We start from the raw sequence: 22,368 nt of genomic DNA, 5'->3' as shown, positions 1-22,368 counted from the left end.
GGGGCCGTCGGAGGGCCCGAGCGGACACCGATCACGCCCAGAGCTGGCCTTCGAGCGCCCGCTCCGCGTCGTCAAGGCTACCTTCGTAGACCCCGGTCGACAGATACTTCCATCCCGCGTCGGGCACCACGAAACCGATGTCGGCGCGCGTGCCCTCCTTGAGCGCGCGCCGGGCGATTCCGCGCGCGGCCTGCAGGATCGCGCCGGTGGAGATGCCGGCGAAGATCCCCTCGGCGTCGATCAGCTCGCGCACACGGGCGACCGCGTCGACACCGGTGACCGAGAACCTGCGGGTGAGCACCGAGTCGTCGTAGAGCTCGGGGATGAACCCCTCGTCGATGTTGCGCAGGCCGTACACCTCGTCGCCGTACCGCGGCTCGGCCGCGACGATCTCGATGTCCGGGTTCTTCTCGCGCAGGTAGCGTCCGACGCCCATCAGGGTCCCGGTGGTGCCGAGCCCGGCGACGAAGTGGGTGATCTCGGGCAGGTCGGCGTACAGCTCGGGACCGGTGCCCTCGTAGTGCGCGTCGACATTGGCCTGATTGCCGTACTGGTACAGCATCACCCAGTCCGGGTTCTCCGCGGCGAGCTTCTTGGCGACGGCCACCGCGGTGTTGGAGCCCCCGGCCGCAGGCGAGGAGATCACCTGCGCGCCGTACATGCGCAGCAGCGAGCGGCGTTCCTCGGAGGTGTTCTCCGGCATCACGCAGATCAGTTGGTAGCCCTTGAGTTTCGCCGCCATGGCCAGCGAGATCCCCGTGTTGCCGCTGGTGGGTTCGAGGATGGTCGAGCCCTTCTGCAGCAACCCGTCGCGCTCGGCCTGCTCGATCATGCGCAGCGCCGGACGGTCCTTGATCGAGCCGGTGGGGTTGCGGTCCTCGAGCTTGGCCCACAGCCGCACGTGCGGCCCGTCGTCGGTGTCGTCCCAACGCGGCGACAGCCGTTGCAGGCCGATCAACGGGGTGTTGCCGACCGAGTCGACGAGGGAGTCGTAGCGGGCCACGCTCAGCAGCCGCCGGCGACCGCGGGGAGGATCGTCACCTCGTCGCCGTCGGAGATTGCGGTGTCGAGGCCGCCGGAAAAGCGCACGTCCTCGTCGTTGACGTAGATGTTGACGAACCGGTGGAGCTTCGCAGTGCCATTCTCATCGGGAGCGACGAGCCGCTCCTTGAGTCCGGGGTTCGACGACTCGAGATCGTCGATCAGCGCGGCGAGCGTCTCACCGGACCCCTCGACGCGCTTGGCGCCGCCGGTGTGGGTCCTCAGGATGGTGGGGATGGACACGGTGACGGGCATGTCAACTCCTGATCTCGATCTCTTCTTCGGTGACCGTGCCGTCGACGATGCGATAGCTACGGATCTCGGTGGTCTCGGGGTCGCGGGTGGACAACAGCACGTAATGCGCGTTCGGTTCGCCCGCGTACGAGATGTCGGTTCGGCTCGGGTAGGCCTCGGTCGCGGTGTGCGAGTGATAGATCACGACCGGTTCCTCGTCGCGCCGATCCATCTCGCGCCAGACGGCCAGCTGCTCCGCGGAGTCGAAGCGGTAGAACGTCGGCGACCGCTCGGCGTTGGTCATCTTGATGAACCGGCGCGGTTCGTCCGAGCCCTCCGGGCCGGCGATCACCCCGCAGGCCTCGTCGGGGTGGTCGGCGCGTGCATGCGCGATCATCTCGTCGACCAGGTGCTGATCGATCCTGAGCATCGGTGACCGGTTCTCCTTCGCGGGTCGGCGGCGTCTCACGCGTCGGGGCTGGCAACGTCGCGCACTGCCACCATATTCCGCCTATGACCCGGGTCACCGGAGGCGAGGTCCGCGGGCGCCGGGCGATCACCTCACGCGAAGGCGGACGGCACCACGTCGCGGTAGGCCGGTATCGACGCCACCGACTCGGCGGCGAGCACCGCGTCGACGATCGCGCGCTGGGCCACGTCGGCGGTGTGTCGGCAGAGCTCGGCGACGAGCGCCACATCGGCGTGCATGCCCGGCGGAGCGTCCGGCACGGCACCCGACCCGGGGCGTGCCCGACCGGTCGCGACGGCGAAGATCGTGTCCCCGTCGAGCGGCGAGTGCGCGGGCCGGATGGCGCGACCGAGTCCGTCGTGGCCGGCCATCGCGAGCCGACGGGTCATCGCCGCGTCCAGGGCCGCGTCGGTCGCCACGACCCCGATGGTCGTGTTGAGGACGGTCTGCTTGGCGGCGAGTGCCGCGACCTCGGCGACCTCGGCGGCGCCGGGTCGGCGGAGTCCGAGGGCGTCGAGGTCGGCTTCGGTGTGGTCGAACGGAAGGCCGGTCCGCGGGTCGATCACCGCGCCCACCGGGTTCGCGACCATGAGCGCGCCGACCGTGACGCCGGCGGCCGGCCCGTCCGGGATCGTCACCGACGCGGTGCCGACCCCGCCCTTGAGGGAACCGGCCCGGGCCCCGGCGCCGGCCCCGACACTGCCGACCGCGAAATCGGTGGCGGCGGCCCGGACGGCCGCGGCGCCGAAGTCCGCGTCGGGCCGGTGATCCCACGCCCCGACCGGAAGGTCGAAGATGACCGCGGCGGGCACGATCGGCACGACGTGGCCGAGGTCGTCGAGCGGCAATCCGACACCGTCGTCCTCCAGGGCGCGCATCACCCCGTCGGCGGTGGCGAGGCCGTACGCGCTGCCGCCGCTGAGCACGATGGCGTGCGCGGTCTGCACCGTGTTCGACGGGTCGAGCAGGTCGGTCTCCCGAGTGCCCGGTCCCCCGCCGCGCACGTCCACCGCGGCGACCGCGTCCACGGCGGTGATCAGGACGACCGTGGTGCCGGTGGCCCAGCCGTGCCCGTTCGGCGATTCCGCTCCCGCGACGCGTGCGTCGGGGTCGACGCGATGGTGATGTCCGACGGTGATGCCGGCGACGTCGGTGATGCGATCCCCGGCCCGGGCGGGTCGTCCGATGGTGGTCACGCCTACCTCCGCTCTCGTCCCCCGGCCTTCCGCCTCCTCCACTGGTCTGCGAAACGGGCAGGGTTCGCACACCGTCCGGACGAACTCTAGGACATGGGGACGCTCACATCACCGCTTCGACGAGCAGATCCTGCATCACGGTGAGCCAGTGATAGACGTCGAGGTGCGCGGCGTGCGGGTGCCCGGGCGGCAGCTGATCGGGGGTGTCCTCGGAGATCCCGAGCATCGCCCCGAGGGCCAACCGGACGTCGTTGAGGGCGGTGAGCCACGCCTCGGCCTGGTCGACGGTGAGCGCGAGGTCGCCGCCGCCGTCCGGCAGGGTGTCGAGCAGCACGTGGGCGGCCGACATCTTCGCGTCGATGATCTTCGGCTCGTTGACGCTGCGCAGTGCCGAGTTCAGCCGCCCGTTGACGACCTCGGCGGACAGCTCCTCGTCCTGGTCGGGGCGGTGGAAGTCCGGCAGCAGCCGGCCCAGGGTGACGTCGTCCGGCGGCGCCGAGTGCCCGGTGCGGATGCCGGTCATCTCCGACAGCGGGTCGCGCGGCGCGGTCTCGGCGCGTTCGGCCAGCAGCTCGCACATCGACGAGACCAGCGACGCCAGCAGCTCGGCCTCGTGGGCGTCGAGCTGGGAGACGATGCGCACGGCATCCCCACGCCCCTTGCGTTTCCAGGTGCGCACGCGTCAGCGCCCCCAGGACGCGCGGACCGCCGGGATCTCGGGGACCGACCGGTCGTGACCGGTCATGAATCGCGCTGCATCGTGGCCCAGAGACCGGCCGCGTGCAGTTTGCGCACGTCGCTCTCCACCTTGTCGCGGTCACCGCTGGAGACCACGGCCTTGCCCTCGGTGTGGACCTGCATCATCAGTTCGTTGGCCCGTGCCTCGGAGTAACCGAAGATCTTCTGGAAGACGTAGGTGACGTACCGCATCAGGTTGACGGGGTCGTCCCACACGATGGTCATCCAGGGCTTGTCGAGGTCCGCCGCGCCGTCGGCGACCGCGGGTTCGGCCACCGCGGTGCCGCCGGGGGTAGCCTCGTGCGCACGAGTTTCGTCAAGCGCCATGAAGACAGGGTAACGCCACAGTGAGCATCGACAACACCGCGCTGCTGACCGATCACTACGAATTGACCATGGTGGCGGCGGCCCTCCGCCACCCGGTTGCACACCGGCAGTGTGTGTTCGAGGTCTTCGCCCGCCGTCTCCCCGACGGCCGCCGGTACGGCGTGGTGGCCGGCACCGGACGCGTCATCGACGAACTCGCCCACTTCCGTTTCGAGGACGAGGAGATCGCCGTCGTCGAGAGGTTCCTCGACCCCGACACCGTCGAGTGGCTGCGGAACTACCGCTTCTCCGGCGACATCGACGGCTACCGCGAGGGCGAGCTGTACTTCCCCGGCTCCCCGATCCTCACCGTCCGCGCCACCTTCGCCGAGGCCGTGCTCCTCGAGACCCTGGTGCTGTCGATCCTCAACCACGACAGTGCGATCGCGTCGGCCGCCGCCCGCATGGTGAGCGCGGCCGGCTCACGACCGATCATCGAGATGGGGTCGCGCCGGACCCACGAGCGCGCAGCCGTCGCCGCCGCGCGCGCGGCCTACATCGCGGGCCTGTCCGCGACGTCGAACCTGGAGGCCAACCGGCGCTTCGGGGTGCCGAGCGCCGGTACCGCGGCCCACGCGTTCACCCTCGGCTTCACCGGTCCGGACGGGCCCGACGAGAAGGCCGCGTTCGCCGCGCAGATCGAGGCCCTCGGGGTGGGGACGACCCTGTTGGTGGACACCTACGACATCACCCAGGGGGTGCGCAACGCGATCGAGGTCGCGGGCCCCGGCCTCGGCGCCGTGCGCATCGACTCCGGCGACCTCGGCGTCCTCGCCCGCCAGGTGCGCGAGCAGCTCGACTCGCTCGGCGCCACGAAGACCAAGATCGTCGTCTCCGGCGACCTCGACGAGTACGCGATCGCGTCCCTGCGTGCCGAACCGGTCGACATCTACGGCGTGGGGACCTCGCTGGTCACCGGGAGCGGCGCGCCGACGGCGGGTATGGTCTACAAGCTCGTCGAGGTCGACGGGATGCCCGTCGCCAAGCGGTCCAGCCACAAGGAGTCGCGGGGCGGGGCCAAGCGGGCCGTGCGTGCCGCTCGCAGCAGTGGGACGATCGTGGAGGAGATCGTCTACCGCGCCGACCGGGCCCGGCCCGAGGCCGACGGGCTGCAGGTGCGGGATCTGCAGATCCCGCTGGTGCGCGGTGGAGAGCCGGTGGAGTCGTTGCCGACCCTGCACGACGCGCGCGAGCATCTCGCGGCGGGACTGGTGAGCCTGCCCTGGGAGGGGCTCGGTCTCTCCCACGGCGACCCCGCGGTCCCGACGCGTTTTGAGCTCGACTGACGAGCTCGACTGACGAGCACGACCACCTACTGTCTGCCAGGGAGTGTGCGATGAGCATCGAACGCAACGACGGCACCAAGCCGGCCGACGCGTTGATCGTCGTCGACGTACAGAACGACTTCTGCGAGGGCGGCTCCCTCGCGGTGAGCGGCGGCGCCGCCGTGGCGCGCGCGATCTCGAAGATCCTCGGTGAGTACAAGACCGTCGTCGTGACCCGCGACCATCACATCGACCCGGGTGACCACTTCTCCGACGAGCCGGACTACGTCGACTCCTGGCCGCCGCACTGTCGGGCGGGCACCGAGGGGGCCGCCTTCCACCCGGAGCTCGACACCGCACCGGTGCAGGAGGTCTTCTCCAAGGGCGAATACGCCGCCGCCTATTCGGGTTTCGAAGGCTCCGCGGCGGACGGTACCCCGCTGGCCGAGTGGCTGCACGACCACAAGGTCTCGACCGTCGACATCGTCGGGATCGCCACCGACCACTGCGTGCGGGCGACGGCGCTCGACGCTGCGAGGGCCGGGTTCACCACCCGGGTCCTGCTGAACTTCACCGCGGGTGTGTCGGAGCAGACATGCGCATCGGCTCTGAAGGAGATGCGCGAGGCCGGGGTCGAACTCGTCGGCGACCTGCTCTACGACGGGTCCACCGGTTCCGATCAGACCTAGCGGGAACCCACCGGCGGTCTGTTCCGTCTGAATATCCATACCGTTCCCCGAGCCCCGTACACGCCTCGACTCCCCCACCGCCCAGCACCGCCCGATCCGCTCTCTCCACGAAGGACGCCGTCAACCCCTCATGGCCAAGACACCCGAGGTGACCGATCTGCTCGACGCCGCGGTCACCGCACTCGGCGGCCGCCGTCGCGACGGACAGGTGAAGATGGCCAACGCCGTCGCCCACGCCATCGACACCGGCGAGCACCTGGCCGTGCAGGCCGGCACCGGCACCGGAAAGTCGCTCGCCTATCTCGTCCCGGCCGTCCGGCATGCCGTGGAGTCCGGCCGCACCGTCGTGGTGTCGACGGCGACGATCGCCCTGCAGCGCCAGCTCATCGAGCGCGACCTGCCCCGCCTGGCCAACGCGCTGCAGAAGCCGCTCGGCCGCAAGCCCACCTTCGCGATCCTCAAGGGACGCGGAAACTACTTGTGCCTGAACAAGATCCATTCGGGAACCGCGGAGGAGCCGGAGACCGAGCTGTTCGACCCGTTCGAGCTGTCCCGCACCGGACGCGAGGTCACCCGGCTGCGCGAGTGGAGCAGCGACACCGAGACCGGCGACCGCGACGACCTGGTGCCGGGCGTGACCGACCGGTCGTGGCGGCAGGTGAGCGTGTCCGCGCGCGAGTGCCTGGGCGCGGCGAACTGCTCCTACGGCGAGGACTGCTTCGCCGAGCAGGCCCGGCGGCGGTCGGCGAAGGTCGACATCATCGTCACCAACCACGCGCTGCTCGCCATCGACGCGACGAGCCCGGCCAACGTGCTGCCCGAGCACGACGTGGTGATCATCGACGAGGCGCACGAACTCGTCGACCGCATGACGTCGGTGGCCACCGACGAACTGTCCGCGGCGTCGGTCGCACTCGTCTCGCGACGCGTCGGCAAACTCGTCGACGAGGAGACCGCCGATGCACTGCTCGGCGCGGGCGAACAACTCGGCGAACTCCTCGAGGCCGCACCCAAGACGCAGTGGACGCAACTGCCGCCAGATGCCACGTCGGTCCTGGCGATGCTGCGGGACCGCCTGTGGCAGACCCGGACCGCGATCGGACCGGTCCGGGTCCCCGGCGCGGGTGACGACGGCGCCACCGCGGCCCGCTCGGCCGCGCTGACCACGCTGGAGGACATGCACGACACGGTCGTCCGCGTCCTCGGTGCCTTCGACGAGCCCGACGAGTCCAAGCGGCGCGACGTGGTGTGGGTGTCGCTGGACACCTCGCGGCGCGGCGCCGAACCCCGCGCGGTGCTGCACATCGCCCCGCTGTCGGTCGGCGGGTTGCTGCGCGCGTCACTGTTCTCCAACTCCACCGTCGTGCTGACCTCGGCGACACTGACGATCGGCGGGTCCTTCGACGCACTGGCCGCCACCTGGGGTCTGCCCGCCTCCGGCCGCGGCACCGACCGGCCCGCCGCCGACGAGCCGGGCCCCGATCCGGCCGCTGCGCGCGACGCGACCGCGAATGGCAAGGCCGTGCCGTCGGACTCCGGGTCGGTCCGATGGACCGGCCTCGACGCAGGATCGCCGTTCGACTACCCGAAGTCGGCCATCCTCTACGTCGCCAGGCACCTCCCCCGGCCCGAGCGCTCGGGCATCGCTCCGCGGACCATGGACGAGATCGCCGACCTGGTGAAGGCCGCCGGCGGCCGCACCCTCGGCCTGTTCTCGTCGATGCGCGCGGCCAAAGAGGCCGCCGAGGCCATCCGGGATCGCTGCGACTTCCCGGTGCTGTGCCAGGGCGACGACACCACCTCGACGCTGGTGCGCCGGTTCGCCGAGGATCCCGAGACCTGCCTGTTCGGCACCCTGTCCCTGTGGCAGGGCGTCGACGTGCCCGGCCCGTCGCTGAGCCTGGTCATCATCGACCGGATCCCGTTCCCTCGTCCCGACGACCCGCTGCTCACCGCGCGGCAGCGGGCCGTCGACGCGCGCGGCGGCAACGGCTTCCTGTCCGTGGCGGCCAACCACGCCGCCCTGCTGCTGGCCCAGGGCGCCGGCCGGCTGCTGCGCTCGGTGGACGACCGCGGCGTCGTGGCGGTCCTCGATTCGCGCCTGGCCACGGCCGGTTACTCCGGCTATCTCCTCGCCTCGCTGCCGCCGATGTGGCGCACGACCGATCCCGCAGTGGTCCGTTCGGCGCTGTCCCGGCTGGTCGCCGCGCCGCGACCGGTGGGCTGAGCACACCCGGCGCGCCGGGTGCCGCCTTCGACGAGACAAGGCCGTGGACGGGGCACTAGGTTGGGTACCGGTGATTCCAACGCAGGTGAGACCCACAACGCACCCTGGCCAGTCGCGGGAGCTGACGAGAGGAGGCTTCGAGTGATCGGGCGCATGGGGATCGACGACATCCAGCCCCTCATCTCGGCCGGCCAACACCCCGCGAAAGCCGTTGTCGGAGAGTTCTTCCCGGTGAGCACGACGGCATGGCGCGAAGGTCACGACGCGCTCGGGGTGACACTGCACGTGGAGGGCCCGCGTCGCGGGTCGTTCGACATCCGGATGACACCGGCGCCCGAACCCGACACCTTCAACGCCGCATTCGTCCCCGACCAGGTGGGCTTCTGGACCTACCGCATCGAGGCGTGGAGCGACCCCTACACCACGTGGCGGTCGGCGGTGCTCAAGAAGCTCGACGCCGGGCAGGGCGCCGCGGATCTCGCCAACGACCTCGAGATCGGCGCCCGGGTGCTGGACCGGGCAGCCGAACTGCAGGTCGACGAGAACCGCGAACTGCTGATCGACGCCGCGCGCCTGCTCCGTGCCCGGCGCCGCCGCGTCGAGAACCGGGTGGCGCTGGCGCTCTCCGACGAGGTCGCCGAACTCCTCCACGACAACCCGGTGCGCGAACTGGTCACCAAGGGCCGCGCGTACCGCGTGTGGGTCGATCGCACCCGCGCGCTCTACGGCTCGTGGTACGAGTTCTTCCCGCGGTCCACCGGCGGCTGGGACGCCGAGGGCAACCCGGTCCACGGCACCTTCCTCACCGCCGCGGAGGACCTGCCCCGCATCGCCGGGATGGGATTCGACGTCGTCTACCTCCCGCCCATCCACCCGATCGGCGAGGTGAACCGCAAGGGCCGCAACAACACCCTGGTCGCCGGACCCGACGATGTCGGGTCGCCGTGGGCCATCGGGTCGCGTCACGGCGGACACGACGCCATCCACCCGCAACTCGGCACCGAGGAGGACTTCCGGTACTTCGTCGGCCGGGCACGCGAGCTGGGCATGGAGGTCGCGCTCGACCTCGCCCTGCAGTGCGCGCCCGACCATCCGTGGGCCACCGAGCATCCGGAGTGGTTCACCATCCAGCCCGACGGCACGATCGCGTACGCGGAGAACCCCCCGAAGAAGTACCAGGACATCTATCCGCTCAACTTCGACAACGACCGCAACGGCCTCTACCGCGCGGTGCTCAAGGTGGTGTTGCACTGGGTCGGGTTGGGCGTCGAGATCTTCCGCGTCGACAACCCGCACACCAAGCCGCCGAACTTCTGGGAATGGCTGATCACCGAGGTCAAGAAGCGCAACCCGGACGTGTTGTTCCTGTCCGAGGCGTTCACCCGCCCGGCGCGGCTGTACGGCCTGGCCCGGCTCGGGTTCAGCCAGTCCTACACCTACTTCACCTGGAAGACCGCCAAGTGGGAGCTCGAGCAGTTCGGTCGCGAGCTGGCGGCCAAGGCCGACGAGGCGCGGCCCAACCTGTTCGTCAACACCCCCGACATCCTGCACGCGAGTTTGCAGCACGGCGGTCCCGGCATGTTCGCGCTGCGTGCCGCCCTGGCCGCGACGCTGGCGCCCACCTGGGGCGTCTACAGCGGATACGAGTTGTACGAGCACGTCGCGGTCGCCGAGGGCACCGAGGAGTACCTGAACTCCGAGAAGTACGAGCTGCGTCCCCGCGACTACAAGGCCGCGGCCGGCCGCGGCGAGTCGCTGGAGCCATGGATCACCTCGCTCAACGAGATCCGTCGCCGTCATCCGGCGCTCCAGCAGTTGCGCTGCATCCATTTCCACCACGTCGACAACGACTCGCTGATCTGCTACTCGAAGATCGATCCGGTCTCCGGCGACCGCGTCATGGTGGTCGTCAACCTCAACCCGTTCGGGGCCGAGGACTCCACCGTCTGGCTCGACCTGCCCAGGCTCGGATTCGAGTGGTACGACCGCTTCCCGGTCCGCGACGAGGTGTCCGGGGAGGAGTACTGGTGGGGCCAGGACAACTACGTCCGGCTCGAGCCGTGGCGTGCGGTCGCCCACATCCTGGCCCTGCCGCCGCTCGACCCCGCGGTCGCCGCGCGACTCGCCTATCGACTCCAGTGAGGTGCCCGTGACCGATCGCGATCCCGAGTCCGTCCCCGACACCGATTCCGATTCCGGCTCGCTGCCCGACCCCTGGGCCACCGACCACGATCTGCGCCGCCTCGACGCCCTGACCCACCCCGATCCGCACGCCTTCCTCGGCGCGCACGACGCCCCCGGCGGGTCGACGATCCTGCGTACCCTGCGCCCCGGCGCGATCTCGGTGTCGGCGGTGATCGGCGGCGTCGACCACCCGATGACCCGGCAGACCGACGACCTCTGGGTGGTCACCGTCCCGTTCGCCGATCTGATGGACTACCGCTATCGGGTCGTCTACCCGGACGGCGCGGGCGGGGCCGCGGAGTTCGTCGTCGCAGACGGCTACCGCTTCCTGCCGAGCCTCGGCGACATGGATCTGCACCTGTTCGGCGAGGGTCGGCACGAGCAGCTGTGGAAGGTGCTCGGCGCGCACGTCGTCTCCTACACCACCGCCGACGGCGAGGTCCGCGGCACCGCGTTCTCGGTATGGGCGCCCAATGCCCACGGGGTGGCGGTCATCGGCGACTTCGACCACTGGTCGGGCCGCACCGCACCGATGCGCAGGGTCGGCGGCAGTGGCGTGTGGGAGGTGGTCATCCCGGACGTCGGCGAGGGCGCGCTCTACAAGTTCCGCGTGCACGGCGCCGACGGCGTGATCCGCGACAAGGCCGACCCGATGGCCTACCGGACCACGCCCCCGCCGTCGACCGCGTCGGTGGTCACCACCTCGACGCACAAGTGGTCCGACGAGGAGTGGATCGCCCGGCGTACGGCGTCGGCGCCGCACCGCGAACCGATGTCGATCTACGAGGTGCACCTCGCCTCGTGGCGGGAGGGCCTGACGTACCGCGACCTCGCCCACCAGCTCGCCGACTACGTCGTCGAGAAGGGCTTCACCCACGTCGAGTTCCTGCCCGTCGCCGAGCATCCCTTCGGCGGCTCGTGGGGCTACCAGGTCACCTCGTACTACGCGCCGACGGCGCGGTTCGGCACACCCGACGACTTCCGGTATCTCGTCGACCATCTGCACTCCCGCGGCGTCGGCGTGATCGTCGACTGGGTGCCCGCCCACTTCCCGAAGGACGACTGGGCGCTCGCCCGCTTCGACGGCACGCCGCTCTATGAGCATGCCGACCCGATGCGCGGCGAGCAGCTCGACTGGGGCACCTACGTCTTCGATTACGGCCGGCACGAGGTCCGCAACTTCCTGGTGGCCAACGCGCTCTTCTGGTTCAGCGAGTTCCACATCGACGGGCTGCGCGTGGACGCCGTCGCGTCGATGCTCTACCTCGACTACTCGCGCCCCGAGGGCCAGTGGCGACCCAACATCCACGGCGGCCGCGAGAACCTCGAGGCCGTGCAGTTCCTGCAGGAGACCAACGCGACCGTGCACAAGCACTTCCCGGGGGTCGTCACCGTCGCCGAGGAGTCCACGGCGTGGCCGGGCGTCACCCGCACGACCGATCTCGGGGGGCTCGGGTTCAGCTTCAAGTGGAACATGGGCTGGATGCACGACAGCCTCGACTACCTGTCGCGGGATCAGGTGCACCGCAGCTTCCACCACCACGAGATCACGTTCTCGCTGATGTACGCGTGGAGCGAGAACTTCGTGCTGCCGCTCTCGCACGACGAGGTGGTGCACGGAAAGGGCACGCTGTGGACCCGGATGCCCGGCGACTCGTTCACGAAGGCAGCCGGCGCGCGCGTATACCTCGCGTACATGTGGTCGCACCCCGGCAAGCAGTTGCTGTTCATGGGACAGGAGTTCGGGCAGACCGGCGAGTGGGCCGACAACCGCAGCCTCGACTGGCATCAGCTCGAGGGCTGGGAGGGTGAGCTGCATTCCGGCATCTCGGCGCTCGTGACCGACCTGAACCGCATCTATCGGTCCCGTCCGGCGCTCTACACCCAGGACACCGATCCGCGGGGCTTCGAGTGGATCGACGCCAACGACACCGCCAACAACGTGATCAGCTTCCTGCGGTGGGGATCCGACGGCTCGGTCGTCGCATGCATCTTCAACTTCTCCGGCGTCGACCGCACCGACTACCGGCTCGGCCTGCCTCGTGCGGGCATGTGGGACGAGATCCTCAACACCGACGCGCAGGCGTACAGCGGCGCCGGCAAGGGCAATCTGGGTGCGGTGACCGCCGACGGCCCCTCGTGGCACGGGCGTCCGACCTCCGCTCGGCTGATGCTGCCCGCGAACTCGGCGATCTGGTTGGCACCGCGCGACGCCTGACCCGGACTGCAACCCGCCGACGAAGGGCTCACCACCCGTTTCCGGCGGTGAGCCCTTCGTCGACGGTCTTCACTCGGTGGTCTCCGGGCGTCAGTAGAGCGCCATGGCGAGTTTGCGGCGCGCCGAGACGACGAACGGTTCGGCCGGGTCGAACAGCTCGAACAGCTCGAGCAACCGGGTCCGGGCGCGTTCCCGCTCGTCACCCTTGGTCACCCGCACCACGTCGATGATCCGGTCGAAGGCCTCCTCTGTCCGCTGCGAGAGCAGCAGCACATCGGCCGCGGCGAGTTGCGCGTCGACGTCGTGCGGCGCGGCATACTCGACGATCGACGGGTCGTGGGCCCTGGCGCGGAGGATGAACTCGAGGTTGCGGGCCGCCGACGCCGCCTCGACGTTGTTCGGCTCGGCCTCGACGATGGCGCGGTAGGCGGCCAGCGCGCCTTCGTAGTCACCCTGGTCCAGCTTCTCCTCGGCGGCCGCCATCCGCGGGTCGGTCTGCTCCTCGGCCGGCGCCCCGCCCGGGTTCTCGGGCAGCACGTGACCGACCTGGGCGAAGATCTCGTCGATCCAGGCGGAGATCTCCGCCTCGGAACGCACGCCGTTGAACGCGGTGACCGGCTGGCCCTGGACGATCGCGACGACCATCGGGATCGACTGCACCCGGAAGGCCTGCGCGATACGGGGATTGGCGTCGACGTCCACCTTGGCGAGCACCCAGCGCCCACCCGACGACGCGGCGAGCCGCTCGAGCACCGGTGAGAGCTGCTTGCAGGGTCCACACCATTCGGCCCACAGGTCGACGACGACGAGCTGCTGCATCGACCGGTTGAGGACCTCGGCCTCGAACGTCGCCTCGGTGACGTCGATGACGCTCGGTCCCGCGGGCGGCGCCCCCGCCGGCGGCGCCGCGTCGGAGGGCTGGGCCCCGTCGACCGGGGCCTGGCGCTGGGATTGTGCACGTTGCGCTTCGGCGCGTTGGGCGGCGGCACGCTGGGCCTCGGCCCGTTCCTTGATCACGCCGAGATCGACGGCACCGGACATTGCCATGGCGGCAGCAGCCTGCTGTCGGGCCGCTGCGGCGGCCTGCTGACGATTGGTTGGTCGCGTCACTCCTCTAGTGTGGCACGACCGCCGGAGCGTCATGTCCGAGGTTCGCCGACCGCTGACACCGATTCATCCCCGGGACGCACCACACCGGCGAGCCACACGGCCGGCAGCAGGGCCGCCACGGCGGCGATCAGCCCGACGTTCAGACATGTTCTGCTGCTGATGAACCCGACGACGGCAGGCCCGGCCAGCAGGCCCAGGTAGCCGAAACCGACGACGAACGAGATCGTGCGGCCACCGGTGCCGTCGGTGAGATTGCCGGCCGCGGTGAAGATCTGCGGGATGAGTCCGGCGAGCCCGACGCCGAACACCGCCCAGCCCGCGATCGCGAGTGCGGGCACCGGCACGCAGATCGCGAGGACCATCCCGGCGATGCCCACGAGTGCGCCGGCCCGCAACACCCGCACGGCTCCCACCGACCCGACGACGGGGTCGATCACGAACCGGGTGACGGTCATGGTCGCGCTGAACGCGCCGAAGGCGACGGCACCGAGCGCCTCGGAGGTCCCGAAGCTCTCGACCACCTGCAGCGCGCTCCAGTCGTAGGCGGTGCCCTCACCGAGCATCAGGCCGAACGCGACCACCGCGAGCAGGATGAGCCGCCGACGGTCGACCCGGCTCCACCAGGAGCCGTCCGCACCGGTGGTCGGAGCGCCCGTCGTGGGGCCCCCGGTCGCCGTGGTGCCCCCGGCGTCCGGGTCCGGACCCGCCCCGGACGACGCGCTCACGCCGTCGTCCGGCTCGAGACCCGCGTCATGCGGCAGGAGATCGCGCGCGGCGTACGCGACGACGCCCAGGCCCACCACCGCCGCACCCGCCACGGTCGGCACGACCCCCACGTCGGTCCACAGGGTGAGCGCGACGATTCCGGACCCGACGAGGCTGCCGGCGGAGAACCAACCGTGGAACGACGACATGATCGGCCGGCGATAGGCGCGCTCGACGGCGACGGCCTGTGCGTTCATCGAGACGTCGAGCGAGCCGTTGGCGAATCCGAACGCCGCGAGCGCGGCGCCGAGGGTGCGGATGTCGACGGCGAGGACCGGGGTGAGGATGATCGCCGCGAGCACCGTCGCGGCCGCGACGGTGAGCGGCCGCGAGCCGAACCGGTCGATCAGCGGCCCACACAGCTGCATGCCGAAGAAGGCGGACCCGCCGAGGATCAGGAGCAGTCCGCCGAGTTCGTCATGGGCCACGTCGGTGCGCTCGCTGATGACGGGAATGTGGGCCACCCACATCGCGGCGAGGAAACCGTTGAGGGCGAAGACCGCCGCGACCGCGCGCCGGGACCGGCGTGGCGGGGCCGAGGCGGTCACCCGCATTCAGGAACCCGATTCGAGATGACGCTCGACTCGCTCGACCTTGCCGGTCAGTTCGCCGGTGTGGCCCGGCCGGATATCGGCCTTCAGGACGAGGCCGACCCGCGGAGCCCGCGCCGCGACGGCCTCGGTCGCGGCCTTGACCACCGCCATCACCTCGTCCCACTCGCCTTCGAGGTAGGTGAACATCGCGGTGGTCTGGTTCGGCAGGCCGGAGGCGCGCACCACCTCGACGGCAGCGGCGACCGCCTCGGACATCCCACCGTCGGCGTCGACGGCGTCACCACCCGAGGGAGAGAGGCTGAAGGCGACGATCATGACGGATCCCCTGTGCGATCAGGTGGTTTGCGGTCAGGCGGGCCACAGTCGGACGGGCTGCGGTCAGGCGGGCTGCGGTCGGACGGGCTGCGGTCAGGCGGCGGCCTCGGTGGCCGGCTCGCCGGTCGAGAGCTCGGCGAGGTGGCCGTTGCGCTTGGCCCACCACTCGAAGACGACCGTGCCGAACGGCGGCACGCTCGACGCGAGGGCCAGCAGGGTCACGATGGGCACCGGGATGCGGAGCCCGCCGAGGCGGATGTCCCACGTCACCGCGTTCCACTTCAGCTGGTAGGCGGTGACCAGCGCGATGATCACGAAGAGCACGAAGACCGCGCCGTGGGTCGAACCCGGCAGCCGGATCGCCTCCGGATCGTCGTTGACGCGCTTGAGGATCATGCCGACGATCAGCCACGCCCAGGTGACGGCCTCGGCCACGGCCACGAGCCGGAAGCGCTTCGCGGGGGTGGAGAGATCGAAGAAAGAGAACATGACTCCCATTGTGCCGATCGAGGGAGACTTCTACGACAAAGTGTCGTAGAAGTCTCCCTCGACGGTCTCGACCGTCAGGACCTCGGGACGCGGACGATCAGCGCGTCGCCCTGGCCGCCGGCGCCGCACAGCGCGGCCGCGCCGATGCCGCCGCCGTGACGCTTCAGCTCGAGCGCCAGGTGCAGGGTGATGCGGGCGCCCGAGGTGCCGATCGGGTGGCCGATGGCGATGGCGCCACCGTTGACGTTGACCTTCTCCGGGTCGATGCCGAGCTGCTTGGTCGAGGCCAGGCCGACGGCTGCGAACGCCTCGTTGATCTCGACGAGGTCGAGGTCGGTCGGGGCGATGCCCTCACGCGCGCAGGCCTTGGCGATGGCGTTGGCCGGCTGCGCCTGCAGGCTCGAGTCCGGGCCGGCGACGACGCCGTGGGCGCCGATCTCGGCGATCCAGGACACGCCGAGCTGCTCCGCCTTCGCCTTGCTCATCACGATGACCGCGGCCGCGCCATCGGAGATCTGCGAGGAGTTGCCGGCGGTGATGGTGCCGTCCTTGCGGAAGGCCGGGCGCAGGCCGGCGAGCGACTCGACGGTCGTGTTGGCGCGGATGCCCTCGTCCTCGTTGAAGACGATCGGCTCGCCCTTGCGCTGAGGGATCTCCACCGGGACGACCTCGTCGTCGAACAGGCCGTTCTTCCAGGCCGCCGCGGCGAGCTGGTGGCTGCGGGCCGCGACCTCGTCCTGCTGCTCACGGGTGAAGCCGTCGACGTCGTTGCCCTGCTCGGTCAGCGCGCCCATCGGCTGGTCGGTGAAGGCGTCGTGCAGACCGTCGTAGGCGGTGTGGTCGAGCAGCTGGGTGTTGCCGTACTTGAAGCCGCCGCGGCTGCCCGGGAGCAGGTGCGGGGCCTGGGTCATCGACTCCTGGCCGCCGGCGACCACGCACTCGAACTCCCCGGCGCGGATGAGCTGGTCGGCCAGCGCGATGGCGTCGATGCCCGACAGGCACATCTTGTTGATGGTCAGGGTCGGCACGTCCCACGGGATGCCCGCCTTGATCGCGGTCTGACGAGCCGGCATCTGACCCGCCCCCGCGGTCAGCACCTGGCCCATGATCACGTAGTCGACCTCCGACGCCGGGACGCCGGACTTCTCCAGGGCACCCTTGACCGCGATCGCGCCGAGATCGACGCCGCTGAAGTCCTTCAGCGACCCCATCAGGCGGCCGAACGGAGTGCGTGCGCCGGCGACGATGACCGTCGTGTTGTCGTTCGAGGACATGAGAGGGAACCTCCGGGGGATGTCGTGCGGGGGGCTTACCGAGCGCCCGCTCTGTGCGCTCCGACCCACAACGCTACCGTTGTGACATGAGCACCTCTGCAACTGACCCCAGCACTTCCGCCGGCGCGACCGCGCTGATCTCCGACCTGGTCGTCGCGATCGACCACGTCGGGATCGCCGTTCCCGACCTCGAGGCCGCGAAGAAGTGGTATGCGACACATCTCGGTTTCGAGGCCCTGCACCAGGAGACCAACGAGGAGCAGGGCGTCGAGGAGGCCATGGTCGGCCCCGCCGGCGGCGGCACGCTCATCCAGTTGCTCGCCCCGCTGAACGAGTCGTCGACCATCGCCAAGTTCATCGACCGCAACGGCCCCGGCCTCCAGCAGCTCGCCGTGCGCGTCACCGACATCGACGCCGTGGCCTCCCGCCTGACGGAAGCGGGTGTCCGACTGCTCTACCCGCAGCCCAAGCGCGGCACCGCGAACTCGCGCATCAACTTCGTGCACCCGAAGGACGCCGGCGGCGTACTGCTCGAGCTCGTCGAGCCCGCCGCCGACGCCGCGCACTGACGACGCCCCGAGCGTTCCCGCCGGGTCCGCCCCGGCCGCCGAAATCCCTTCGTGCGCACGCCCGCCGATGCCGGCGGAGCCCGGCTCCGCCGGCATTCGCATGTCCGGGCCCCGGCGCCGCGAACAGCCGTGACGCGGCTAGGTGAGCGCCGCTCTCCGATACACTGGCCGTCATGCCAGGTCCTGTACGGCAACTGCCCTTCGCGATCGTGATGCGCGGCTACGACCGCGAGCAGGTCGCCGACCACCTCCAGCGACTCGACGCCGAGTTGCGGGTGCTCGCCGCGGATCGCGACGCCGCCACCGCGAATGCCAACGAACTCGCCGCCCGTCTCGAAGAGGCCCGGCAGGAGATCGCCGAGCTGAAGCGAGAGATCGACAAGCTGTCGGTGCCGCCGACCACGGCGCAGGGCATGAGCGAGCGCCTCTCGCGCATGTTGCAGCTCGCCTCCGACGAGGCGTCGGAGATGCGGGCCGAGGCCTCGGCCGAGGCCGCCGAGACGCTCTCGGTCGCCCGCCAGGAAGCCGAGGAGATGCGCGCCGACGCGGCCGCCGAGGCCGAGCGCGTGCGCAGCGAGGCGCAGGCCGCCGCCAAGAAGATGCTCGACGAGGCGTCGGCACGTGCCCGCGAGGTCAAGGAGACCGCGGCCAAGAACGAATCCGAGTCGGCCCGCCTCATCGCCGAGCGCACCGCCGCGATGGAGGCCGAGCACGCCAAGACGATGAAGGCCGCCCAGGAGGAGGCGCACCGCATCGTCGAGAAGGCGAAGGCCGAGGCCGCCGAGCTGGAGACGGTGACCGACCGGGAGCTCGCGGAACAGCGTCGGCGCCAGGAGGCAGAGCTCGCCGATCAGCGCGAACGCGCGCTCGACGAGGCCGCCCGCATCCGGCAGACCGCGCTCGAGATCGCCAACGAGCGGCTCAGCCGCTCGCGTGAGATGGCCCAGGCGGCCGACCGCGCCCGGCAGGAGATCTCCGCCAACCTCGGTCGCCTGCGCGAGCAGCTGGCCGAGCTGCCCGAGCTGCTCGCCCAGCCGGAGGACTCGGAGTACGAGCTGCTGTCGGAGACCGACGACCTGGAACTGCTCAACCGCAAGCTCTCCCCCGACGCACGCGCGAACGCCTGAGACCCCCGGACGCGGCAAGGGCCGCGGCATCTCCCACGATGCCGCGGCCCTTGCCGCTGTCGAGGTGTGCCTGTCGAGGTGTTGCCGTCGGGGTGTGTTCTAGAAGAGCCGGAACTCGTTGCTCTCCGCACCGCGCAGCGCGTCGTAATCCAGGACCACGCAGCGGATTCCGCGGTCCTCTGCCAGTGTGCGCGCCTGCGGCTTGATCTGCTGCGCGGCGAACACGCCCGACACGGGCGCCAGTGTCGTGTCACGGTTGAGCAGTTCGAGATACCGGGTGAGTTGCTCGACGCCGTCGATCTCGCCGCGGCGTTTGATCTCCACGGCGACGGTCTGTCCGCTGGCGTCGCGGCACAGGATGTCGACCGGACCGATCGCGGTCATGTACTCGCGGCGGATCAGCGTGTGACCGGGGCCGAGCGTCTCGATGTGCTCGGCCAGCAGCTCCTGGAGGTGGGCTTCGACGCCGTCCTTGACCAGGCCCGGGTCGATGCCGAGTTCGTGCTGCGAGTCGTGCTCGATCGACGCGATGGTGATCCGGAGTTCCTCACCGGCCTTGTTGGTGACGACCCAGTACGCCTGCGCCTCGGTGCCCTCGGGCACGGCCGCCTCGGTGAGCCAGCACGGCGGGCTCATCCAGTTCAGGGGCTTGTAGGCGCGGTCGTCGGCGTGCACGCTCACCGAGCCGTCCGACTTGATCAGCAGCAGCCGCTTGGCCATGGGGAGATGGGCGGTCAGCCGCCCGACGTAATCGACCTGACACTCCGCGATGACGAGACGCACGTGCCCACCCTAGGGCATCGGTCGGCGCGATCTCACGCCCCCGCGCCGAGGCCCCTCGTCAGGCGTCGTAGTAGTGCTTCAGCATGAACGTCTCGGCGTCGAGGATCGCCTCCTCCATCGTCGTGTGGACGTGCGGCAGCGTCGGATCGAAGCCCTTGAGATCCACCGGCACACCGTCTTTCGGGTTCAGCCAGGCGTCGCGCTGACGCTCGACGCCGGCCCGCACGATGCCGTCGGGATCGACGAGCGCCGCCCGCCTACCGGTGTCGGAGAGCATCCGCTTGATGCTGAGCACCATGGTCCGCGCCACCGCGTCGACGACGCCGAGGCGCGAGATCTCCACGATCACCGCGGCGAAGTCGTCCATGTCGGCGACGAGCCGTCGGTGGACGCTCTCCGCTCCGGCGAAGGTGAGGTCGCCCTGCAGCTCGTACACCCTGATCTTGTCGCGACACGTACGCAGGTAGCTGCGTTCCCGTTCGCTCCACTCCCCGCTCACCGGGGTGTCGGCGAGGTCGTAGACCGACCTGATCGTCACGCGACTCTCCCGGGTCACGTTGAACATGTGCAGACCGAGTTCGTTCGACAGGTGTCGGCAGGTGGCCACCCCCCGGACCGAATTGCCGTGTTCATCGAGTCGTGGGGAGTAGACCCCGATGCCGAGCTGGCCGGGGAGCACCGCGAGGATGCCGCCGCCGACACCGCTCTTGGCCGGCAGCCCGACCGACGTCACCCAGTCCCCCGCACCGTCGTACATGCCGCACGTCGTCATGACCGACAGCACTCGCTGGGCGATCTCGTGCGGGAACATCACCCGGCCGGTCCGGGGATTCTCCCCTCCGTTGGCGATGGTGGCCCCGATGCCGGCGAGGTCCTCCGTGGTGACTCGGATGGAGCACTGCCGGAAGTAGAGGTCGAGCGCCGCGTCGGGACTGGTCTCGAGCGCTCCGAAACTGTCGAGCATGTACGCGATCGCCCGGTTCCGGGACCCGGTTGCCTTCTCCGAGGTGTACACGTCGACGTCCATCTCGAGACGCCGGCCCGCGCATCCCGAGTAGAACTCCAGGATCCTCGCGAACGCGGCGTCCACGTCGGCCTCGTCCACGTCGCGCCGCGGCGGCAGCAGCATCGACGCCGCGAAGATCGCGCCGGCGTTGATCATCGGGTTCTTGGGACGACGTCGGTCGTCGACGCTGATCTCGTTGAACGCCTCCCCCGACGGTTCGACGCCGATCCTCGCGTCCACGGCGGCCAGTCCGTGCTCGGACAGGATCATCGCGTAGGTCAGCGGTTTGGACACCGACTGGATGGTGAACGTCCGGTCCGAGTCGCCGTGCGAGTAGGTGTAGCCGTCGTGGACGCACAGCGAGAGGCCATAGCCCTCGGGGTCCTCGTCGGCGAGCTCGGGGATGTAGTCGGCGACGTGGCCGGACCGGTCGGGCCGGACTTCGTCCATGATGTGGCGCAGGTAGCCGTCGACGAGGGATTCCATGCGCCAATCTAAGCGCGTTCGACCCGCATCGGACAGCGTGACACAACCAACCCGTGAGCACCGATGCGCTCGGGACCGTCGGCCGTGGTGACTAGTCTGGCGAGAGGGCCGGGACACGCCGAACTCAGGAGGCACGATGAAGCTACTCGTCGGATACATCGCCACCTCGGGAGGCGAGGACGCGGTCGCTCTCGGGGCCTGTCTAGCGCGGACCTTCGACGCCGAGCTCGAGATCTGCATCGTCATCCCGCCGGAGCCGCCGGGCGCCGACGACACGATCGAGAGGCTGTCCGACGCCCTCGACAGCGCAGCCCGCAAATGGCTCGACGAGGCTGCCGCCCGCCTGCCCGATGACATCGAGTCCACGACGACCATCGCCGAGCATCCCAATCCCGCCGAGGGACTCATCATCGAGGCCCGCCGCATCAACGCCGACATCCTCGTCATCGGCGGCGCCGGCGGTGGCATCCTCGGACGCCACACGCTCGGCACGGACGTGAACGACATCCTGCATTCGTCACCGATCCCGGTTGCCGTCGCACCGCCGGGCTTCGCGCATCTGGGCGCCGACGAGGTCCGCGAGATCACCGTGACGATCGGCGACCGCCCGGGCGCTCCCCTGTTGTTCCAGACGGCGATCCGCAGCGGAATCCGGGCTCACCGCCCGATCCGCCTGGTGTCCCTGCTCGCCATCGGCGACATGCAGCCCTGGCGGAACGAGCCGGAGGAGTCGGCCGTCGAGAAGGCCCGTGAACACGCCCGGAAAGCGCTGGAGGCCGCGAGAGCCGAACTACCCGAGGACTTTCCGGTCACTTCGACGGTGGTCCAGGGCAACACCATCGAGGAGGCGATCGCGTCTCTCGAGTGGCATGAGGGTGATGTGGTGATGGTCGGGTCGAGCCGACTGGCCGCGCCCAACACCTTGTTCCTCGGCGCCACCGCCGCGAAGATCCTGCGCGCGGTGAGCGTGCCGATCATCGTGGTACCCAAGGACGGCGAATAGCGGCGAACAGTGGACGACGCGTTGTTCCCCTGTCCGCCCCGCTGACCGGCGGGGCGCCGATACGAAACACCGAATAGATACGAAACATCGAATAGGTACCAAACACCGAATGCGTTTGTCGGACTCTCCGGAAAGGCGCACCGACCCGGAAATGCACTGTGGCCCTTCACGAGGTTTCGTGAAGGGCCACAGTGGAAATTGTGTTCGGCGGTGTCCTACTCTCCCACACTGGTTAAGGTGCAGTACCATCGGCGCTGGAG

General features: G+C 70.0%; 21 protein-coding genes. 8 read left to right on the top strand and 13 right to left on the bottom strand.

Translation table 11 applies throughout. The features are described from left to right. Nucleotides 1-31: 31 nt before the first annotated feature. From ABFT43_RS18865 to clpS, 6 genes are all read right to left on the bottom strand, one after another. The gene (locus ABFT43_RS18865) at nucleotides 32-1,003 is read right to left on the bottom strand and encodes a PLP-dependent cysteine synthase family protein (protein WP_347961836.1); all 972 of its coding nucleotides are present in this window, start codon (nucleotides 1,001-1,003) and stop codon (nucleotides 32-34) included. 2 nt (nucleotides 1,004-1,005) lie between these two features. Next, nucleotides 1,006-1,296, bottom strand: coding sequence for a MoaD/ThiS family protein (locus ABFT43_RS18860; protein WP_347961835.1), 291 nt, complete (start codon nucleotides 1,294-1,296; stop codon nucleotides 1,006-1,008). A 1-nt stretch (nucleotide 1,297) separates the two neighbouring features. Further along, nucleotides 1,298-1,705 carry a M67 family metallopeptidase gene (locus ABFT43_RS18855; protein WP_347961834.1) on the bottom strand — a complete coding sequence of 136 codons (408 nt, stop codon included), beginning with the start codon at nucleotides 1,703-1,705 and terminating at the stop codon, nucleotides 1,298-1,300. A gap of 131 nt (nucleotides 1,706-1,836) precedes the next feature. Further along, nucleotides 1,837-2,940, bottom strand: a complete 1,104-nt coding sequence (locus ABFT43_RS18850) for a P1 family peptidase (RefSeq protein ID WP_347961833.1) — start codon at nucleotides 2,938-2,940, stop codon at nucleotides 1,837-1,839. 103 nt (nucleotides 2,941-3,043) lie between these two features. Continuing rightward, complete coding sequence (aosR, locus tag ABFT43_RS18845; protein WP_347961832.1) at nucleotides 3,044-3,619, bottom strand: oxidative stress transcriptional regulator AosR; 576 nt, start codon at nucleotides 3,617-3,619, stop codon at nucleotides 3,044-3,046. 62 nt (nucleotides 3,620-3,681) lie between these two features. Then, a complete protein-coding gene (clpS, locus tag ABFT43_RS18840) occupies nucleotides 3,682-4,005 on the bottom strand; it encodes an ATP-dependent Clp protease adapter ClpS (protein WP_006899526.1) in 324 nt (107 codons plus the stop codon). Nucleotides 4,006-4,025: 20 nt separating this feature from the next. Here clpS and ABFT43_RS18835 point away from each other — a divergent pair, with 20 nt between their 5' ends. The 5 genes from ABFT43_RS18835 (at nucleotide 4,026) to glgB (ending at nucleotide 12,627) form a co-directional block, all read left to right on the top strand. After that, nucleotides 4,026-5,330 (top strand): nicotinate phosphoribosyltransferase, encoded by a 1,305-nt coding sequence (locus tag ABFT43_RS18835; protein ID WP_347961831.1) that lies wholly within the window; start codon nucleotides 4,026-4,028, stop codon nucleotides 5,328-5,330. Between the two features lie 50 nt (nucleotides 5,331-5,380). Further along, nucleotides 5,381-5,998 (top strand): nicotinamidase, encoded by a 618-nt coding sequence (locus tag ABFT43_RS18830; RefSeq protein WP_347961830.1) that lies wholly within the window; start codon nucleotides 5,381-5,383, stop codon nucleotides 5,996-5,998. 130 nt (nucleotides 5,999-6,128) lie between these two features. After that, nucleotides 6,129-8,225: an ATP-dependent DNA helicase gene (locus ABFT43_RS18825; protein WP_347961829.1), complete on the top strand. Its 2,097-nt coding sequence runs from the start codon at nucleotides 6,129-6,131 to the stop codon at nucleotides 8,223-8,225. 141 nt (nucleotides 8,226-8,366) lie between these two features. Continuing rightward, nucleotides 8,367-10,367: a maltotransferase domain-containing protein gene (locus ABFT43_RS18820; RefSeq protein WP_347961828.1), complete on the top strand. Its 2,001-nt coding sequence runs from the start codon at nucleotides 8,367-8,369 to the stop codon at nucleotides 10,365-10,367. 1 nt (nucleotide 10,368) lies between these two features. Continuing rightward, nucleotides 10,369-12,627 (top strand): 1,4-alpha-glucan branching protein GlgB, encoded by a 2,259-nt coding sequence (gene glgB / locus ABFT43_RS18815; protein WP_457590182.1) that lies wholly within the window; start codon nucleotides 10,369-10,371, stop codon nucleotides 12,625-12,627. A 90-nt stretch (nucleotides 12,628-12,717) separates the two neighbouring features. On the opposite strand, the gene ABFT43_RS18810 is transcribed toward glgB, so the two are convergent. The 5 genes from ABFT43_RS18810 to ABFT43_RS18790 form a co-directional block, all read right to left on the bottom strand. Next, nucleotides 12,718-13,674 carry a tetratricopeptide repeat protein gene (locus tag ABFT43_RS18810; protein WP_347961927.1) on the bottom strand — a complete coding sequence of 319 codons (957 nt, stop codon included), beginning with the start codon at nucleotides 13,672-13,674 and terminating at the stop codon, nucleotides 12,718-12,720. Between the two features lie 92 nt (nucleotides 13,675-13,766). Beyond that, nucleotides 13,767-15,056, bottom strand: a complete 1,290-nt coding sequence (locus tag ABFT43_RS18805) for an MFS transporter (protein WP_347961826.1) — start codon at nucleotides 15,054-15,056, stop codon at nucleotides 13,767-13,769. Next, nucleotides 15,057-15,371, bottom strand: a complete 315-nt coding sequence (locus ABFT43_RS18800) for a thiamine-binding protein (RefSeq protein WP_347961825.1) — start codon at nucleotides 15,369-15,371, stop codon at nucleotides 15,057-15,059. 93 nt (nucleotides 15,372-15,464) lie between these two features. Next, complete coding sequence (locus ABFT43_RS18795) at nucleotides 15,465-15,860, bottom strand: DUF3817 domain-containing protein (protein WP_347961824.1); 396 nt, start codon at nucleotides 15,858-15,860, stop codon at nucleotides 15,465-15,467. Between the two features lie 74 nt (nucleotides 15,861-15,934). Continuing rightward, complete coding sequence (locus ABFT43_RS18790; protein WP_347961823.1) at nucleotides 15,935-17,134, bottom strand: acetyl-CoA C-acetyltransferase; 1,200 nt, start codon at nucleotides 17,132-17,134, stop codon at nucleotides 15,935-15,937. An 86-nt stretch (nucleotides 17,135-17,220) separates the two neighbouring features. On the opposite strand from ABFT43_RS18790, the gene mce reads away from it, so the two are divergent. Both mce and ABFT43_RS18780 read left to right on the top strand, forming a co-directional pair. Then, complete coding sequence (mce, locus tag ABFT43_RS18785) at nucleotides 17,221-17,703, top strand: methylmalonyl-CoA epimerase (RefSeq protein WP_347961822.1); 483 nt, start codon at nucleotides 17,221-17,223, stop codon at nucleotides 17,701-17,703. A 173-nt stretch (nucleotides 17,704-17,876) separates the two neighbouring features. Then, the gene (locus ABFT43_RS18780) at nucleotides 17,877-18,830 is read left to right on the top strand and encodes a coiled-coil domain-containing protein (RefSeq protein WP_347961821.1); all 954 of its coding nucleotides are present in this window, start codon (nucleotides 17,877-17,879) and stop codon (nucleotides 18,828-18,830) included. Between the two features lie 99 nt (nucleotides 18,831-18,929). Here the strand turns inward: ABFT43_RS18780 and nucS are convergent, their stop codons facing one another. Together nucS and glsA are read right to left on the bottom strand one after the other, a co-directional pair. Continuing rightward, on the bottom strand, nucleotides 18,930-19,613 hold the full coding sequence (gene nucS, locus ABFT43_RS18775) for an endonuclease NucS (RefSeq protein WP_347961820.1): 684 nt from the start codon (nucleotides 19,611-19,613) through the stop codon (nucleotides 18,930-18,932). A 58-nt stretch (nucleotides 19,614-19,671) separates the two neighbouring features. Next, the gene (gene glsA, locus ABFT43_RS18770) at nucleotides 19,672-21,105 is read right to left on the bottom strand and encodes a glutaminase A (protein WP_347961819.1); all 1,434 of its coding nucleotides are present in this window, start codon (nucleotides 21,103-21,105) and stop codon (nucleotides 19,672-19,674) included. 136 nt (nucleotides 21,106-21,241) lie between these two features. On the opposite strand from glsA, the gene ABFT43_RS18765 reads away from it, so the two are divergent. Then, nucleotides 21,242-22,108, top strand: a complete 867-nt coding sequence (locus tag ABFT43_RS18765; RefSeq protein ID WP_347961818.1) for a universal stress protein — start codon at nucleotides 21,242-21,244, stop codon at nucleotides 22,106-22,108. Nucleotides 22,109-22,368 lie beyond the last annotated feature (260 nt).

This window comes from Gordonia aurantiaca (assembly GCF_039939235.1).
Taxonomy (GTDB): domain Bacteria; phylum Actinomycetota; class Actinomycetes; order Mycobacteriales; family Mycobacteriaceae; genus Gordonia.
This window is presented reverse-complemented; position numbering and strand designations above follow the sequence as displayed.

Coding starts and splice junctions, on each gene's coding strand:
- ABFT43_RS18795 (WP_347961824.1), bottom strand. CDS start 15,860: ATGTTCTCTTTCTTCGATCTCTCCACCCCCGCGAAGCGCTTCCGGCTC.
- ABFT43_RS18765 (WP_347961818.1), top strand. CDS start 21,242: ATGAAGCTACTCGTCGGATACATCGCCACCTCGGGAGGCGAGGACGCG.
- glsA (WP_347961819.1), bottom strand. CDS start 21,105: ATGGAATCCCTCGTCGACGGCTACCTGCGCCACATCATGGACGAAGTC.
- ABFT43_RS18855 (WP_347961834.1), bottom strand. CDS start 1,705: ATGCTCAGGATCGATCAGCACCTGGTCGACGAGATGATCGCGCATGCA.
- ABFT43_RS18860 (WP_347961835.1), bottom strand. CDS start 1,296: ATGCCCGTCACCGTGTCCATCCCCACCATCCTGAGGACCCACACCGGC.
- ABFT43_RS18825 (WP_347961829.1), top strand. CDS start 6,129: ATGGCCAAGACACCCGAGGTGACCGATCTGCTCGACGCCGCGGTCACC.
- ABFT43_RS18780 (WP_347961821.1), top strand. CDS start 17,877: ATGCCAGGTCCTGTACGGCAACTGCCCTTCGCGATCGTGATGCGCGGC.
- mce (WP_347961822.1), top strand. CDS start 17,221: ATGAGCACCTCTGCAACTGACCCCAGCACTTCCGCCGGCGCGACCGCG.
- ABFT43_RS18790 (WP_347961823.1), bottom strand. CDS start 17,134: ATGTCCTCGAACGACAACACGACGGTCATCGTCGCCGGCGCACGCACT.
- clpS (WP_006899526.1), bottom strand. CDS start 4,005: ATGGCGCTTGACGAAACTCGTGCGCACGAGGCTACCCCCGGCGGCACC.
- ABFT43_RS18830 (WP_347961830.1), top strand. CDS start 5,381: ATGAGCATCGAACGCAACGACGGCACCAAGCCGGCCGACGCGTTGATC.
- ABFT43_RS18805 (WP_347961826.1), bottom strand. CDS start 15,056: ATGCGGGTGACCGCCTCGGCCCCGCCACGCCGGTCCCGGCGCGCGGTC.
- ABFT43_RS18810 (WP_347961927.1), bottom strand. CDS start 13,674: ATGGCAATGTCCGGTGCCGTCGATCTCGGCGTGATCAAGGAACGGGCC.
- ABFT43_RS18800 (WP_347961825.1), bottom strand. CDS start 15,371: ATGATCGTCGCCTTCAGCCTCTCTCCCTCGGGTGGTGACGCCGTCGAC.